Source organism: Paenibacillus sp. JJ1683 (assembly GCF_053006485.1).
The window spans coordinates 1,117,859-1,136,711 of record NZ_CM129820.1; the positions used below are offsets into that span (position 1 = coordinate 1,117,859).

General features: G+C 43.0%; 6 protein-coding genes. 3 read left to right on the forward strand and 3 right to left on the reverse strand.

The window, feature by feature from the left end:
• The first annotated feature begins 10 nt into the window (after positions 1-10).
• Positions 11-12,553, forward strand: a complete 12,543-nt coding sequence (locus ACUC6J_RS04905) for an amino acid adenylation domain-containing protein (RefSeq protein ID WP_447249844.1) — start codon at positions 11-13, stop codon at positions 12,551-12,553.
• A gap of 29 nt (positions 12,554-12,582) precedes the next feature.
• Complete coding sequence (locus tag ACUC6J_RS04910) at positions 12,583-13,890, forward strand: MFS transporter (RefSeq protein ID WP_019686267.1); 1,308 nt, start codon at positions 12,583-12,585, stop codon at positions 13,888-13,890.
• An 84-nt stretch (positions 13,891-13,974) separates the two neighbouring features.
• Here ACUC6J_RS04910 and ACUC6J_RS04915 read toward each other — a convergent pair whose 3' ends face one another.
• From ACUC6J_RS04915 to ACUC6J_RS04925, 3 genes are read right to left on the reverse strand one after another with little or no spacing between them, the layout of a single operon-like run.
• Positions 13,975-14,673, reverse strand: a complete 699-nt coding sequence (locus ACUC6J_RS04915) for a DUF4097 family beta strand repeat-containing protein (RefSeq protein ID WP_025364135.1) — start codon at positions 14,671-14,673, stop codon at positions 13,975-13,977.
• 35 nt (positions 14,674-14,708) lie between these two features.
• Positions 14,709-15,644 carry an ABC transporter permease gene (locus tag ACUC6J_RS04920; protein ID WP_017426299.1) on the reverse strand — a complete coding sequence of 312 codons (936 nt, stop codon included), beginning with the start codon at positions 15,642-15,644 and terminating at the stop codon, positions 14,709-14,711.
• Positions 15,641-16,552, reverse strand: a complete 912-nt coding sequence (locus tag ACUC6J_RS04925) for an ABC transporter ATP-binding protein (protein ID WP_017426300.1) — start codon at positions 16,550-16,552, stop codon at positions 15,641-15,643. The genes ACUC6J_RS04920 and ACUC6J_RS04925 overlap by 4 nt, the downstream gene beginning before the upstream one ends.
• Before the next feature lie 146 nt (positions 16,553-16,698).
• Here ACUC6J_RS04925 and ACUC6J_RS04930 point away from each other — a divergent pair, with 146 nt between their 5' ends.
• Positions 16,699-18,483: a hybrid sensor histidine kinase/response regulator transcription factor gene (locus ACUC6J_RS04930; RefSeq protein WP_430210996.1), complete on the forward strand. Its 1,785-nt coding sequence runs from the start codon at positions 16,699-16,701 to the stop codon at positions 18,481-18,483.
• Positions 18,484-18,853 lie beyond the last annotated feature (370 nt).

Sequence of the window (18,853 nt, forward strand, 5' to 3'; positions counted from 1 at the left end):
GCGGTGGATTATGAGTAAAGATCTGCAAATTCAAAGTATATTCCGATTAACCCCGATGCAACAAGGAATCTTGTTCCATAGCCTGCTAGATCAAACTTCGTACGCCTATTTTGAACAAGTGAATCTTACCTTGAACGGCTTACTTGAGGTAGAGCTTCTGGATCGAAGTCTTTCTGTTCTGTTTGAGCGCCATGAGATATTGCGCAGCAATGTTTTTCACGTCAATATTGAAGAGCCTAAATTGATCGTATTTCGGCAGAAGCATCCAGCAATTCACTTTGAGGACATTTCTTCACTAACGCAATCTGACCAGGTGACCTATATAGAACAGTTTGTTCAACGTGATAAGGCCAACGGATTTGATATTACCCGGGATGAGTTATTCCGGGTCTCCATATTGCAGTGTGCGTCTGATGTATACAAGCTGATCGTTAGCTTCCACCACATCATTATGGATGGATGGTGCTTAGAAATCGTTTTGAAAGAATGGTTCCAGATCTACACATCATTGCAAAAGAATGAGCCAGTTCAATTGGGGGAAGCTCCTTCTTATGAAAAATACCTCAAGTGGTTGGACAAGCAGGATACAGATATAGCGCTTACGTTTTGGGAGCGATATTTGGATGGTTTTGAACAGCAGAGTATCTTGCCTGCGAATGGTAAAGGGAGCCACGTTGATTACGATCCACAGCAGCAAATCTTTAGCTTTGATTCGCAATTAACGGGTCAGTTGGAATCACTGGCCAAAGAACTCAAGGTTACTTTGAGTACATTGTTTCACTCTATCTGGGGTTTGCTATTGATGAAATACAACAACACCCGCGACGTGGTATTTGGCTCTGTCGTTTCCGGTCGTCCGTCAGATATTCCGGGAGCAGAAAACATGGTAGGCCTATTTATCAATACTATTCCAGTGCGTATATCGAGTGAAGAGGATCATCTTGTTTTTTCGGATTTCGTCCAGCATGTACAACATTCGGTTATGGAGGCGGGGCAGCATCATTATGTGCCCCTTGCTGATATTCAGGCGGGTAGTTTGTTGAAGAGTAATCTGATACACCATATTTTGGCCTTTGAAAATTTCCCGGGTATGGAGGAATCTTCTGATCACGAGAACGAAAACAGTTTAGCGGTTTCGGAGATGGCTGGCTTTGAACAGACTAATTATTCGTTCAACCTTAACGTTGTCCCCGGTGAGAAACTGCGGATGAAATTCAGCTATAACGGTCTATTATACGAACCAGAATATATAGATCGATTAGGTCGACATGTTGAGGAAATCGCCCGCACTGTAGTTTCGTCTGCTGATATAGTTTTGCACGAAATAGATATCATTCTGCCAGAAGAAAAAGAAGTGATTTTGAAGAAATTCAACGGGACGGCTGCGCCTTATCCAAGGGAGAAGACGATTCATCAATTGTTTGAGGAGCAGGTGGAGCGAACACCGGAACATCCGGCAGCCCTATACCAAGATCGGCAATTGACGTACCGGGAGCTGAATGCCCAAGCGAATCGGGTGGCTCACGTCCTGCGGAAGAAAGGAATCGGGCCCGATCAGATGGTGGGCATCGCAGTTCATCGATCGCTGGAGATGATCGTCGGCCTGCTGGGGATTTTGAAGGCAGGCGGGGCGTATCTGCCGTTACATCCAGAGGACCCGGAAGAACGGCTGGGATTCATGCTGGAGGATAGCGGGGCATCTATCCTGCTGACCCAGCGGGATCAGTTGGACCGCCTTCGTCCGCACGGAGCCGACCGCGAGCTGATCGCTATCGAAGATTTGCTGATGGAGGGGATGGAGCTTACAGGAGAAGAATGCGAGAAGAACCCAGAACCTGTTAACCGCTCGAGCGATTTGGTGTACGTGATCTATACGTCAGGCTCCACCGGCAAGCCGAAGGGGGTCATGATTGAGCACGCTTCACTGATCAACCGGCTGCACTGGATGGAACAACGAATTCCGTTTGGAGCGGAGGATGTGATCCTGCAAAAAACGCCTTATACCTTTGACGTATCGTTGTGGGAACTGTTCTCGTGGGCGATTCAGGGAGCGACAGTATGCTTTTTGGAGCCGGGAGGCGAGAAAGACCCAGCAACGATAGCCGAAACGGTGGAGGCCAACGGGGTAACAGCAATCCATTTTGTGCCATCCATGCTGGGAGCGTTCCTGGAGTATATCGAGCACAGCGGAGCCGCCGGGAAAATGCGGAGTGTACGGCGAGTATTTGCCAGCGGGGAAGCGTTGATGACAGAGCATGTCCGCCGATTTAACCGTTTGCTGGGGACCGAAGGAGCTACGCTGCACAACCTGTATGGACCGACCGAAGCAACGGTAGAGGTAGCGTATTACGACTGTCCTGCGGACCAGGAACCGGAGAGTATTCCGATTGGGAAGCCGATTGACAATGTGAAATTATATATTTTGGACCATAAAGACCGATTGCAGCCGATAGGTGTACCGGGCGAGCTGCATATTGGAGGGGACTGCGTAGCCCGAGGATATGTGAATCGGAAAGAACTGACGGAGGAGAAGTTCGTAGCGGACCCCTATGCGGCGGGGGGACGGATGTACCGAACGGGAGACTTGGCGAGATGGCTGCCGGATGGAAACATTGAATATATGGGTCGGATCGACCATCAGGTGAAAATTCGGGGCTACCGGATCGAACTGGGTGAGATTGAAGCGGCCTTACTCGCGTACGAAGGTATCAAGGCGGCTACAGTACTTGCCCTTGATGATCGAGATGGTGGCAAATATTTATGCGCATATGTTGAAAGCGGAGAAAGTTTGAACACATCTATTTTAAGGGCACATTTGAAGGCACTTATACCGGATTACATGGTGCCAAGTCATTTCGTTCGGCTAGATGTTATGCCGCACCTGTCCAGTGGCAAGGTTAACCGTAAAGCGCTACCCGAACCGGATCATGGGATGCGAGCCATCAGCTACGTTGCACCAAGAAACGAAACGGAAAGAAAACTAGCCGAGATTTGGGAGAAGTTGCTGGACATATCCTCCATCGGTATACATGACAACTTTTTTGAACTGGGTGGACATTCACTAACGGCGACTCGACTTATGTCTCGAATCAATAAGTTGCTGCAAGTTGAAATTCCACTCCGTGATATTTTTGCACATCCGACCATCGAAGAAATGAGTGTTTTGATCTGCGGACCAGAGGTTGCAGCTGGGACGATGATGGATATTGCTCCTGCCGAGCTACGCGATTCTTATCCGGTAACATCCGTTCAAAAGAGACAAATGATTTTACATCAGTTTGAAGGAGCAGAAACAGCATACAATATGCCCTTTGCCTTACTGATGGAGGGAGAACTGGACATCCAGCGGCTGGAGCAAGTGTTCAGGGATCTAATAGATAGGCATGAGGCATTGCGGACATCATTTGAGTGGGGCACAGAGGAGCCAGTACAAAAAATTCATAGTGAGGTTCCATTTCAACTGAGTTTTCAACAAGCTGATGATATCGGAATAGAAGCACAGGACAAACAGATTCAAGCGATATTCAAAACGTTCGTAAGACCGTTTGACTTAGGTCAGGCTCCATTGTTGCGGGCGAAGCTGGTGCGTATTTCGGACAATAGGCATATTTTAATGGTAGATATGCACCATATTGTTGCAGATGGTGTTTCCATGAGCGTTTTGGCTAATGATTTCACGACATTGTATCACGGGAACTCACTGCCACCATTGCGTATTCAATATAAAGATTACGCCGTTTGGAATAGTGAGTGGATCAAAGAAGGAAACTTGATTAAGCAGGAACAATACTGGCTAGATTTGTTTTCGGATGAGCTTCCTGTCCTTAATCTACCAACTGATTTCACGAGACCTCAAGTACAAAGCTTTGAAGGTGACCGGTATTCTTTTCAAGCTGATAAGACACTTCGTGAAGGTCTACAACAATTTGTTACAGAAAATCGGACCACTTTATTTATGGTACTGCTATCGGCTTACAACGTATTGCTGCATAAGTATTCAAGCCAGGAAGATATCGTGGTAGGGTCTCCAATAGCAGGTCGTAATCATACGGATTTAGAAAATATTATGGGGATGTTCGTTAACACACTTGTGCTGCGCAACCGCCCAGCTGCTGACAAAACGCTCAAGCAATTTTTACTGGAGGTGCAAAGAAGTAGCCTGGAAGCATTCGAACATCAGGATTATCCAATAGAAGATCTTGTGGATAAACTCGATCTTCACAGGGATTTAAGCCGAAATCCTCTGTTTGATACGATGTTCTCTCTAGAAAATACCGATTCGGTAAGCTTACAAGCTGACGGGATATCCATATCGCCCTATTCTGTTGAAGCTGGCATAGCCAAAGTTGACTTAACGTTAACAGCAGAAGCGGATCAAGAGGGACTCTCTTTTCGAATTGATTATTGTAATAAGCTGTTTTACAAAGAAAGTATTGAGAGAATGTCGAAGCATTATTTGCAGATTTTACAGACTATTGTGGACTCTGCGGATGCACGGATTGGCGACGTAAACATGGTAACTGCATCCGAAGAAGAGATTTTGTTAACGAAATTTAATACGGTACCCGCTTCTAACGAGAAAGATAACCGAAAATTGCTGCATCAGCTCTTTGAAGAGCAGGTAGCGAAGACGCCGGAGCGTGTCGCAGTATCGTTCGAGGAACAACAATGGACTTACAGCGAGTTAAACGATAGAGCGAATCAGCTTGCCAGAGTGCTTAGAGAAAAAGGAGTTCAGGCCAATACGCTTGTAGGCATGATGGTAGAGCGATCTTTTGAAATGATAGTCGGAATCCTAGGGATTTTAAAGGCTGGGGGTGCGTATGTTCCTCTGGCACCAGATTATCCTGCGGAGCGAATTAGTCTGATGCTATACGATTGCAAGATAACACTATTATTGGCTTCCCATCATGTCCTGACTGAATCAACTTTCATAAAAGAGGCAGGAGCAGATGGGTTTGCAGGGGAAATCCTTGATTTGGATCAGCTCGATACTATCGTTAAGGATTCGGATTCTAGTAACTTACCTTATGTGAATGAACCGGATGATTTGGCATATGTGCTATATACCTCTGGCTCAACAGGTAAACCAAAAGGGAATCTGACCATGCATTATAACGTGGAGAGATTGATTAAAAACTCCAATTATATCGATCTTACGGAACAGGATATTCTCTTGCAGTTATCCAACTATGCCTTTGATGGGTCAGTCTTCGATATATTCGGCGCTCTGGTCAATGGTTCTAAGCTGATTCTCTTACGTAAAGAGAATATGCTGAATCCAGAAAAACTGTCTTCCTTAATTCGAAATGAAAGTGTCTCGGTATTTTTTATTACTACCGCCTTGTTTAACACGTTGATAGAAACCAATATTGAATGTTTTACTACAATTCGCAAAGTACTTTTTGGTGGAGAGCGGGTTTCGCTACCGCATGTGAGCAAGTTGTTTGAACATATCGGGCCCCATAAAATGCTGCACATGTACGGTCCTACCGAAAGCACGGTCTTTGCTACTTGTTATGGTGTAGATCAGATTCATGAACGGAAAGGTACAATTCCGATTGGAGCCCCGATTACAGGTACTACTGTGTACATTCTGGATAAAAATCTTAAATTGCAGCCTATTGGTATACCGGGAGAGCTTTGTATAGCAGGGGATGCACTATCCCAGGGCTACTTGAACCTACCTGATTTTACAAACGAAAAGTTTATAGACAATCCATTTAATCCAGGCGAGAAAATGTACAAAACAGGTGATATTGCAAAATGGCTTCCAGATGGAAATATTGAATTTGTAGGCCGCCAAGATCATCTGGTGAAAATTAGGGGTTTTCGTATAGAGCTTGGTGAAATTGAAAATCAACTACTGTCCCATGAACGTATTAAAGAGGCAATAGTTGTAGCTAAATCGGATCCATCCGGCCAAAACCGTATTTCTGCATATATGGTGACAGATGGGGAATTAAATACTTCAGCTATTCGCCGTTACTTGGCGAAGTATTTACCAGATTACATGTTGCCATCCAGCTTAATCCTGCTGGACAGTTTGCCACTGAACGCTAATGGCAAGGTGGATCAGAAGAAACTGCCAGAGCCTCATATTAACTTAGACTTGAGCACGCTGTATGAACCACCAACAAGCCCTACGGAAGAGAAGTTGGTCAAAATTTGGGAAGGCGTGCTGGGACAAGAGGGAATTGGAATTAGTCACAGTTTTTTTGACCTTGGAGGAGACTCTATTAAGGCCATTCAAGTGATCGCAAGGTTGAGCCAAGAGGGATTAAAGCTGGATATGAAGGACATATTTCAGCACCCTACTGTTCAGCAAGTAGCACCATATGTCCAACGTCGTTCCAGAATCATTGACCAGAAGGCGGTAACAGGTGAGGTACAGCTAACTCCAATCCAAAGATGGTTCTTCGAAAATGTACAGGATGATCGGAACCATTTTAATCAAGCAGTTATGTTGTTTACTAGTGGTGTATTTGATGAAGAAGCCCTAAAGACTGCTTTGGAGAATATTATTATTCACCATGATGCCCTACGAATGGCGTATGAGATTGGTCAGAGTTCTGTTTGCCAATACCATACGGAAACGCAGTTAAGGCCTTTTCATTTAAATATTTATAATCTACAAGGAAATAACGATGCTGAAAGCAAGATTGAGGAAGAGGCGAGTCGGCTACAGGCTACCATGGACTTAAGAGCAGGCGAGATGATTAGGGTGGGCTTGTTCCAAACAGATCAAGGCCAGCATTTGCTGATTGCTATTCACCATTTGGTTATTGACGGGGTCTCCTGGCGAATCTTATTGGAAGACTTGGAGAGCGCATATACCCAGGCATTACAGGGTAAGGCTATCGCTTTGCCGGATAAAACGGACTCTTTTCAGTATTGGTCCGACCGGCTTGCAGAGTATTCGAACAGTCGGACTTTACTGAAGGAGAAGGCATATTGGCAGCAAATTGAAGGTGTTCAATGTGAGTCCCCATTTCCTCAGAAGAGCACAGTTACTGATGAGGGTGGAGTGAAAAAAGAAAGAACGAGCATAGCTGTCCGGTTGGACAAGCAAAATACACAGCTACTGCTTGGAACTGCTCATCAGGCCTATAATACCGAAATTAATGACTTATTGTTATCAGCACTTGGTTTGGCTATTAAACAATGGGCGGGTAGTAAAATCTTCGCTATTAATCTTGAAGGACATGGCAGGGAAGAGATTATGGAGGAGATTGATGTTACTCGAACCATAGGTTGGTTTACTTCGATGTTTCCTATTGTTCTGGATATGAGGGATAGTGAAGATATTTCATCTGTTATTCGGCGAACTAAGGAAATGATTCGGCATATCCCTAATCGAGGGATTGGCTATGGAGTTCTGAAGTATTTGACCGATGTGGAACATACTCAAGATTTAGATTTTAACATACAGCCACAAATCAGTTTTAATTATCTGGGACAATTTATGGATGGTACGCAAGAGGGGAGCTTTGAATCGTCACCGCTATCTCCGGGACGTTCTGTTGGTGAAGGGGCAGAAAGTCATTTTACACTGGACATTAATAGTATTGTTTCCCAAGACCAACTGTTACTTGAATTTGGATATATTCGTGGCGAGCATGCAGACCATGCTATTGAACAATTATCCCTTATGTATATTGAGCATTTAAAAATGTTAATTAATCACTGTACAAGCATTTCACAGAAGGTTCTCACCCCATCTGATTACCAAGACCATACTCTCTCTATTCCTGAGCTAGATCAGATTCTCAAGCAGTTTGGTGGGACTGAACAAGTAGAGCATATTTACCCGTTAACACCTATGCAGCAGGGAATGCTGTTCCATTACATGATGGAGCCGGAAACTACAGCTTATGTGGAACAAGTCGCGATTGAAATGGAAGGTGAACTGCAGCAGGAACTTCTGGAACAGAGTTTTCAAGAATTGTTGGCAAAATATGAAGTATTACGTACGAATTTTGTGTTTACCAGTATACGTGAACCTCGGCAAGTAGTGCGTAAACATCAACATGCAGAGTTTCAGTTTTATGACCTTACCGGGATGGATGAGCAAGAAATTACCGCTTATCTTGAGGATCACAAAAAACAAGATCTTCTGCGTGGATTTGATTTATCCAATGAAGCACTAATACGTATAAATGTATTAAAAACAACTCCTGATAAGTTCCTTATGATGTGGACCTTCCATCATATGATTATGGATGGATGGTGCGTAGGGATTGTCTACCACGATTTTATGAGCATGTATCTAGATTTGAAAAATGGTAGACCGCTTAAGTCTGAGACAGCCCCTGCTTATTCAACTTATATCCGTTGGCTGGAAAAGCAGGACAAAGGGGAGTCCATGCAATATTGGAAACAGGCTTTGGATGGATATGCGCAATGTGCAGTTATACCGAAGACGTTCAAATTGCAGGCTAAAGAAGGTGGTTACCGGACGAGTCAGCTGGAATTTTCGTTAGACCAAACAATGACACGACGATTAACAGAGATTGCATCTCATAATCGGATTACAGTCAACACGTTGTTCCAATCCATATGGGGGGCATTGCTTCAAAGATATAACAATACCAACGATGTAGTATTTGGAGCCGTAGTTTCAGGGCGACCGCCAGTAATCCCAGACATTGAGAGCATGGTAGGTATTTTCATTAATACTATTCCCGTGCGAATTTATGGCGAGGAGAATGAAAGCTTCATTGAAATGGCCAAGAGAGCTCAACAAAGCTCCATCGAATCTGTTAAGTATGAGTACACATCATTAGCGGACATTCAGTCCGTAACCACACTGAAGCAAAGCCTGTTAGATCATATTATTGTGTTTGAAAATTACCCTGAGTATGGCGAAGAAGAGGCGCTACAGAAGCACAATCTGAAAATTCATGTGCGAGATATGGCCTTTTATGAACAGACAAACTATGACTTTAATCTTATTGTTTCCCTGAAAGACGAACTGAACATTAAATTTCTGTACAACGCTGATACCTTAAGTAGAGAATTTGTGGAACGTATAAAAAATCATCTAAATGGCGTAGTCCGACAAATCGTGGATAATCCAGAGATGAGTATATCCTCGATTGAAGTAACTTCTTTACCGGAGAAAGAAGTGATTTTGAATGAATTTAACAATACGACAGCGATCTATCCGCGAGCGAAGACAATCCATCAATTGTTTGAGGAGCAGGTGGGGCGAACACCGGAACATCCAGCAGCCCTTTACAAAGGACGGCAGTTAACGTATCGGGAGCTGAATGCCCAAGCGAATCGGTTGGCTCATGTGCTGCGGGAAAAAGGAGTAGGACCTGATCGTGTGGTGGGGATCGCGGTTCACCGATCGTTGGAGATGATTATCGGACTACTAGGAATCTTGAAAGCAGGTGGAGCCTATCTGCCGCTGAATCCAGAGGACCCTGAAGAACGACTGGCGTTCATGCTGGAGGACAGTGGAGCATCCATTTTATTGACCCAGCAGGAGTTAGTGGAGCAGCTTCGCTGTCATGGAACAACCAGGGAACTGATCGCTATCGAAGATTTGCTGGTACAGGAAAAGGAGCAAACAGAAAGAGAAAAGAATCCGGAATCGATCAATCGCTCGACGGATTTGGTGTATGTGATTTACACCTCGGGATCTACGGGTAAGCCTAAAGGAGTCATGATTGAGCACGCCTCGCTGATCAATCGTCTGCACTGGATGCAAAAGCGGATTCCGTTTGGAGCGGAGGATGTAATCCTGCAAAAGACACCGTATACCTTTGATGTATCGTTGTGGGAATTGTTCTCGTGGGCCATCCAGGGGGCAACGGTATGCTTTTTGGAGCCGGGAGGAGAGAAGGACCCGGCCACAATAGCTGAAACAGTTGAGTCTAACCGGGTAACGGCATTGCACTTTGTGCCGTCGATGCTGGGCGCGTTTCTGGAATACATGGAACACAGCGGAGCTGCGGGGAAAATGCGCAGTGTACGACGGGTATTTGCCAGCGGGGAAGCGCTGATGACAGAGCATGTGCGTCGGTTTAACTGTCTGATAGGAGGCGGCGGTGCCACGCTGCACAATCTGTATGGGCCAACGGAAGCGACCGTGGAGGTGGCGTATTATGACTGTCCTGTCGAGCATGAACCGGAGAGCATTCCGATCGGGAAGCCGATTGATAACGTAAAATTGTACATTTTGGATAAGAAGGACCGTTTGCAACCGATAGGGATACCTGGCGAACTGCATATTGGAGGCGACTGTGTAGCGCGAGGATATGTGAATCGGGAGGAATTGACGGAAGAGAAGTTCGTAGAAGATCCATACGAGCCGGGAGGACGGATGTACCGAACAGGGGATCTGGCCAGATGGTTGCCGGATGGAAATATCGAATATATGGGCAGAATCGATCATCAGGTGAAAATCCGCGGATATCGGATCGAACTGGGTGAGATTGAGGCGGCTTTGCTTGCGCATGATGGAGTTCGGGCAGCGGCAGTACTTGCCCGTGCTGATGACCGAACGGGGATGCCTAGTTTGGGGGCGTATGTTGTTGCCGAACCTCATGTGACAACGGCAATGTTGCGACAAAATTTATCTGTCTCAGTTCCAGAGTATATGATTCCAGCCTATTTTGTATTCTTGGATCAGATGCCGCTCACGTCGAGTGGTAAGATTAATCGTCGTATGCTATTAGAGATTGAGCTGGAATTTGGTACCGGAACGGAATATGTGGAGCCAAGCAGTGAGCTGGAAAAGGAATTAGTTGAGATCTGGATGAGTGTACTTGATATTGAACATGTGGGTATCGACGATAATTTCTTTGAACTGGGAGGACATTCTTTAACGGCTATTCAGCTTGCATCCAGGTTACAGGGGATTTGGAGTAGTGAATTACGGTTGAGCAGTATCTATCAATACCCTACGGTCAGAGAGTTGGCACTACATGTGGAAGGGATGGAAGAAAACCATTCTGCACTTGCTCAACAATTTGATCAAATTATAGCGTTGCTGCATCAAAAGCTGAACGTTAAGGGATGGTTACAACAAGAGCAATTCAATGGAAAATCTTATATCGTTCTGCATCTAGAAGATGGAGCCATTTCTTTTGAAAAAGAGATTATGGAACTGTTGGACATGAAATGCGATGAATCAATTCAGCCTCATTACATCACTTGGCATGGAGAAGAAACCCTGAGACTGGAAGAGGCCAATCTTGAAGACATTAAGAGCATATGGACAGAAAGAATTGACAATGATTTGGACGTTTTCTCCAAAGCTATTTTAAGCCTAGGAGTGATAGAGAGGCTGCCTGTTTCTCCAACACAACGTTACCATCTCCAACATAGTGATATTTCTGGCACGATTATTCCGCTAGAAAAACATATGAACATGGAATATGTGGAAGAAGCGATTCGGCAGATTATTCGAGAGCAGGATTTGATGAGAAGTACGCTGTGTGAAGAAAACGGAGAATTGCAGTGGCAAGTAAGGGAAGCACCAGATCATCTTCCTGTACCACTGGTTGATATCTCTATGTACGATGAAGATACACAGCAAGTGATTCTGAATAATATCGTCTGGCCTTATTTTTACAGGCAGCATGAACTGAGCAATTCACTCTTATATCGGATATTGATTGTGAAAAAGAATCTGAAAGACTACATGCTTATATTACCTTTTTCGCACTCGATCTTTGACTTTATGAGCAGTGAGATTATTAAGCACCAGTTCAACACTTATTATGAATGTGTACGAGCTGGAAAGGAAACGCCTAAAGGGAGCAGAAATCGTTACTCTGATTTTACAGCTCATATTATGGAAGGACCTCAGGGTGTTGATGATCTGGAACTAGCTACTACCTATAATCTAGATAAGTTTGATCGTGCAATTGGTCGTATAACCGATTTTGTAAGTCAAAAAGCAGTACTTGAAGGGCATACAACTGTCATTTGGGATTTGAAATCTTCCGAGAGAGCAGTTCACTTGGACAACACAAGTCATTGGGAGGTTGCATTCTTTACGTTCACTGCTTTTTGTAAAATGTATTTCGAGCTTAGTCAGGTACCCATTTGGGTAACGCAGTATGGCCGAAGCTTTGGAGAGAAGCGTTACTATGATGTTATTGGTGAATTTGTGGATCATATCCCGATACTAACAAATTTAGACCAAAACCTGGTATCTCTAGAACAGCAGGTTCGCCAAAGTGTTCAATGGGCAGCTGAACATAATATCAGCTTTGCTAACTTAATGTATAACCCGGATGTACAGAACGATTATCCTTTATCTGGAGGATACTTGCAGCAGGCTTTGGATAGAATGCCAATTGTATTTAATTTCCTTGGTGAGCTGAGAAGTGAGCATCAACTCCTACAAACGGTGGATCTGGGTAATGTCAATGTTGAAGGAAGAACACGAATCTTATGCGAAGTTTGGCATGATAGCGAGTCTAATCTGTTTGTGGCACTAACTCTACCTTTTTCAGAAGACGAAAGTATAGTACGGAATCATCTACAAAGTGCCTTGGAGCAATTGGAAAGACGCTGGGCAACCGTTCTGTAACTCTTGCCCTAACCGAATAGGGGGATCTCATGAATCAGCCAAAGGAATTTTCGTTTTATGCTCGCCGGAACCTATTTATTTTTTCTGTGACCAGGCTTATATCGGAGCTAGGAAGTTCGATTTTTAAGTTTGCTTTAAGTCTATATATTTTGGATATCACCGGATCGGCCACTGTATTTTCAATGGTGTTAGGCTTGTCCATTCTGCCCGGAGTATTTGTCAATATTTTTGCAGGGGTAGTTATAGACCGGAGCAATAAGAAGAAAGTGCTTGTCATAACCGAAATATTAAGCGGAATAGCGCTACTAATCTTTTTACCCATTTTCTTGTTGGATTCAACCAATGTCATGTTACTTGCCGTGTTTTCCGTTATATTAAGCCTAATTCAATCATTTACGTTCCTAACGCTGAACGCCTCAATTCCTAACTTAGTGGAAAGAGACAACGTTCATAGCGTAAACTCTTCCTATCAAAGTATAGGAGCAATCATAAATGTACTGGGCCCGATCCTGGGTGCCATAACTTATCGAGCTTGGGGCTTGGAAACGATTGTGATGATTAACGGAATAACATTTATTTCGGCCGGATTGATGCAACTATGGTTACAATTTAGGAAAACTGATGAACAAACGGTATCCTCAAGTTATTTAGACAGTGTCAAAGATGTGTTTGCGTATATAAACAAGCAAAAAGCCATAATGTATTTACTTGTTATCTTTGTTGGTATCAATTTTATGCTCGCTCCATTAGTCCAGGTTGTGCTGCCGTATGTGACTTATCAGGAACTTCAACTTTCAGCTCAGCAACTATCTGTTATTCAAGGAGCCTGGTTCGTAGGAGTCATTGCGGGAGCCATTGTGGTTTCACGTCGGAAAGTACATCAATTTGTTATTACCAAAATATTTATCCTGTTTCAGCTTCAAGCCATCTTATTCCTAACATGGTGTTTCCCATTATTGTTTCCCTCAACATCAGGAAGCCTGATACAGATGACGTTCATCTTCATTATGATTTTGGCAGTAACCGGATTTTTTAATTCAATGAGCAATGTTCCCATGATTTCTTATGTGCAGCTGTATACTCCAGAACATATCAGAGCCGGGGTGTTTGGTGTAATCAGCTCGATCACTATGCTAGCAACTCCGCTCGGAATCGGGTTGTACGGAATACTATTGGATAGAATCCATTGGGTATACCTTCCTCTGGCATCGGGAATAGTTGCTCTGGTGATGGGGATCATGGCTCATAAGAACAAAGCATTACGTAACTTTTTCAGTCAAAATGCCGAACCAGTCCTTAATAGCGTAGGTGAAAAAGAACGAGTATCAGCATTATAAACTGAATTTCTGCCCATGATGATGTGATTGAAGGACCTGATGTTAATGGAAAGGCCAACTTATGTTGGCCTTTTGGTCTTTCAGTTATTTTTTGCTTTGAGTCACTTTCCCCTTCACATCACCGATGCTTACTTTTCCATTGCCGCTCTGAATAATGACAACATCTTTTGCAACTTGATCAATATCCAGAGAGCCGTCACCTAACTCAATATATGCAGTACCCCCTATTTTATCTGCTTGAATATGTCCGTTTACATTTTCAATATTGACATCAGATGAGCTATTTTGAATAGTAATCCCACCATCTCTGTTGGTTAAATCAATGGCTCCACCGATTTCTTTAAGCGTGATATTACCATTCACATTTTCAATGCTTACATCCGAGGCTAAATTCGTTACTTGAATATCTCCATCTCTATGTGGATGTTTAATTTCTAGTTTCATTTTTTCCGGAATGGTTAGCTTGACATCAACTGTTTGGGGACCTGTTGACATGAATTGTCCCTCGAAAAAAGTATTAAGAGTAGCTACACCATCTTTTCCCTCCAGACTTAATTTTAGCTTATCCATGTTGCTGCCATTAGCAACGACACTGGCTTGTATTTTATCTGTATTCTTGTTTCCGACAACTTCAATTTGACCGTTGCTATTATCTAGAACTAAGCTGGAAATACCGGCAGATGATAATTCAAGTTCCTTGTTTAAAGATGTTGCAGGTTTGGATGAACAGGCTGTAATTAACAGTAACATTGAGATCATCACTAAAGTAGTGAGCCATTTCATTACAATCACTCCGTTTCAGAATAGTTAGTATAGATTTAGATTACATCCCGTTTTGTAAAAATAGGATATGAAACGAGATGCATAGCGACCAGATGAAGTAGAAGGAGGAACAGTGAGAAGCCCAAGGTCATTCCTTCCACTGGCGTCGTTCCAAAAAAATAAGGATTGAGATCTGTACTGGAAAACACAAAGTATTTTGTCCAAGGCCATCCATTCATGGTGATACTCAGGACGAATCCTGCTATAGCTGCCAGCATAGAGAACACAATAGAAAATGTAACACTGCGAAATGCTGCAGAAATCATAAATGCAAATGTCAACACGATAACCATAAAAGGTATATTAAATAAAAACCCTCCTAACAAGGCTTGAATCATATCTGCCTGCTGAATGGTTTGATCCTTGACGAAGAAGTAGGGATCGCCGATCCCCTTAAAGCCAAACATTAATCCACCGAAAAATATGGCAGCCAGAAAAGTAAGCAAAACCAAAAATATTCCAAACAAGAGAGTTGCAATATATTTAGAAAAATAAATTTTTGAGCGTGTAGCTGAACGTGTCAGTAAAAATTTGATTGTACCGGCAGAAAACTCAGAGGCTACAATATCGCCAGCCACGATAAGAGCTAAAAGAGAGATACCTACAATTAAATTTCTGGATTGGCTCACTGTAAAACTCCAAGCATTGGATTGAGGAGCGATGTTATGGTCCAAATAATACTGATTCATCAAAATTTTTTCTGCTGCCATTTTTTTCTCAATGGGTAGAGCGTCTGACTTTGCTGCATCTCTCGTTAGCTTTGAATTTTCATGCTGTAAGAGTGTTTTCCATCCTTCATTGTACTCAGTCATACCAGAACTTTTTAAATTAGCCATCTGGATTAATACATACAAAATAAGCAGTATGATGATAAGCCAGGTACGTTTACGCTTATAAATCTTCATGTTTTCATTGCGAATTAACTGAATCACTTTTCAATTCCCCCTGTGATTTCAATGAATTTATCCTCTAGTGTCTGTTTCGTAATCTGAACGCTGTATATGTTCACCCCCGTATCCATAAGTTTCTTTGTAATACCCGGAATTTGATCCTTTGTAATGTCAACTTGTAGAGTTTGTTGATCTGCAATAATTTCTTTCCCCGCCAGCATGGACTGGAATACAGGAAGAGCCAATTCCGGTCTGTCTACCTCAAACCGAACAGGAGCAAGCCGATTATCCATCATCTCAGCTACATTATGGATACCAATCAGTTTTCCCTTATTTAAAATCGCTACCTGATCACACATCAGTTCCATTTCAGCCATAAGATGGCTAGAAATAAGAACACCAACGCCTTCTTTTTGAGACAGATTGATTAAATGTTCCCGAAGCTCTCTTATTCCTGCTGGGTCTAAACCATTGGTAGGCTCATCAAGTACAAGTAAGGAAGGTTTATGGGCCAGTACAACGGCTAATCCCAGTCGCTGCTTCATTCCTAGAGAGTAAGTTCCCACTTTCTTATCAATGCTGTCCTCAAGTCCGACGAGCGAGATTACTTCCTGAATACGTTCCGAAGAAACCCCTGGAGACATTCTTGAGAAATGAATCAGATTGTCATAGCCGGATAAATATTTGTACAGATCTGGATTTTCGACGATAACTCCAACATGTCTCATTGCCTTTTCAAAGGAGCGATCAATATCTTGGCCGTGGATAAATACCTGGCCTCCCGATTTTGAACTTAACCCCACGATCATCCGAATAGTGGTCGTCTTGCCCGCTCCATTTGGGCCAACAAGACCCATGATTTCCCCCGCCTTTACATCCAAGGACAGTCCTTCAACAATGGTTTTCTTTCCAATCTTTTTACTTAAATTACGAATCTGTAATAGTGACAACAACGATTCCCTCCCCGCCAACAGTTTGATTGTCTATAAAGTATCAGGAGTGCAGTCATACTCCCTAGTGACAAAATGTCATGACCTTGTTATGATGTGAAAAGATTGAAAAAATTACCTTAATTTAAGAAGAATGGGGTACTTACATGCTTGGATGCAATATGCGCTGGTCTTGGCAGGAATGGATTGTTGCTGTATTCCGAATCTTGTGGTTGATTTGCTTTGTTTTGCTATCGTATCAAGACCGCCCATCTTTCCCTTTCACTGTTGTATTTATCTCTGTTCTCGTTTGCTATTCAATACCTTTGTTCATTGATCGAATTCATTACCGCTGGTATTTGTTGGCGGAAGTATTTCTAGTGGGTGGAATTTCTTTGCTATTTGCTCATCAATATGAGCTTGTCCGACTATTTCTGCCAGCTGTTTTTACGATTTCGTTTTATAGCCGTGGCCGTTCACATGCGGTAACTTTTCCTCTTGCGTTGGTGATGTTTTGTCTGGGAGGAAGAGGGGCGTTTCATTGGACGATAGAAGACGTATTCCAGAACCTAGTGGATGCTTCGTTTGTATACGGTATTGGTTTCGGATTACAAATGGCATTTCGTTCTATAGATCGGATCAAACAAAAACTCGAATTAATAAAAAAGCAGTATCAAACCCTGGAGCAGTATTCGACTCAGGTTGAACAAATGACACTATTGGAAGAAAGATACCGCATGGCTCGCGAGCTGCATGACTCGATTGGTCATACATTCACTTCCATTATCTTAGGTATGGAAACATTACGTCCTTATATCTCTTCTGAAGAGGGGACTGAAAGATTGCAGTCTGTTCTTCAACTTGGTCGCACAGGGCTCGAAGATATCCGAAAGCAAGTTCATCAGATGGACCCTATGGAGGAGGATCCATCTTTGGATCTATCCTTGCTAAATATCATTAATGAATTCAAAAAGAATACTGCCATTCGTGTTGTGTTCAGAACGATGGGGGAGCCGCTTCCTGTCATAAAACAGTCAAAACTGACCTTGTACCGCTGTTTACAAGAATTATTGACTAATGCCAGCCGACATGGGCATGCCAATTCTATTCAGGTGCTTCTTCACTACGACCGTAACCAGATCATTTTGCAGGTGCAGGACAATGGGAAGGGAAGTGACGAAATTAAGTTCGGGTTTGGTCTTTCAGGAATGAAAGAGCGGCTTTCGTCTCTTCAAGGCAAGCTATACCTTCATTCCAAAGAAGGCGAAGGAACGATTGTGACCTGTTCTATACCATTGCTTCAGGATACAGATGTTAGTAATCCAGAGATCAAGGTATTGTTGGTCGATGATCAATTACTAATTCGGGACAGTTTAGGCCTATTGCTCAAAAACGAACCTGATTTTCGAATTCAAACGGCGGAAGACGGAAACGTTGCTGTAGATCAATGTGCCAGCGACCCGCCAGACGTTGTATTAATGGATGTACATATGCCCCAGATGGACGGTATTACTGCGACGAAGCTAATTAAAGAAAGCTGGCCTAACATACGTGTAATTATGATCACCACCTTTGATGACATTTCGTATGCTACGAAATCACTTGCTTTGGGTGCTGAAGGTTATGTACTAAAATCAATTGATCCAAGAGAGCTGGCTAATACGATACGGCTAGTGCATCACGGAGGAACGATGATAACCCAAGAAGTAGCAAGTACATTGTTTCAGCAAATGACAGGGACGATGAAGAATCCTTATGGACTGACAGAGCGGGAGTTGGAAATTCTACATTATTTAACTGAAGGACACCGTTATAAAGCAATTGCAAGCAAGGTTCACTTGTCTGAAGGAACAGTTCGAAACTATATTTCGACCATATACTCAAAAATGCAAGTGCAGAGCCGTGACGAAGCAATTGAAAAAGCTAAAACAGAGTTGCTTACAGACTATTAATAAAATGCAAGATGGGTAGACTGCGTTTGTCACTTGTTTAAACAACGTGAAAGAGATATCCTACATTAGACAGAGGTTTTCAGCTTCGGAATTAAAAGAGTAGCTATATACGACCGAACCTAATAGATTGAAGTGAAAATAGCGTCGTCCTAAATTTGGTCGACGCTATTTTTGTATGCTGTGATCCGCAAGTATGTGCAACGTTTACCTTAGCAAAACCGTATATGTAGAATAGCAACTGTATTTTATTGCATATCCATAGAAGTCTACCATACTACAAACTTGCATTTGCGCTATCAAATGGGTGATAATGGAAGAGATACTTTCGACAGAAAATAGGGCTAAAGATAGAGAGGATACCTACAAAAGG

Coding starts and splice junctions, on each gene's coding strand:
- ACUC6J_RS04905 (WP_447249844.1), top strand. CDS start 11: ATGAGTAAAGATCTGCAAATTCAAAGTATATTCCGATTAACCCCGATG.
- ACUC6J_RS04930 (WP_430210996.1), top strand. CDS start 16,699: ATGCTTGGATGCAATATGCGCTGGTCTTGGCAGGAATGGATTGTTGCT.
- ACUC6J_RS04910 (WP_019686267.1), top strand. CDS start 12,583: ATGAATCAGCCAAAGGAATTTTCGTTTTATGCTCGCCGGAACCTATTT.
- ACUC6J_RS04915 (WP_025364135.1), bottom strand. CDS start 14,673: ATGAAATGGCTCACTACTTTAGTGATGATCTCAATGTTACTGTTAATT.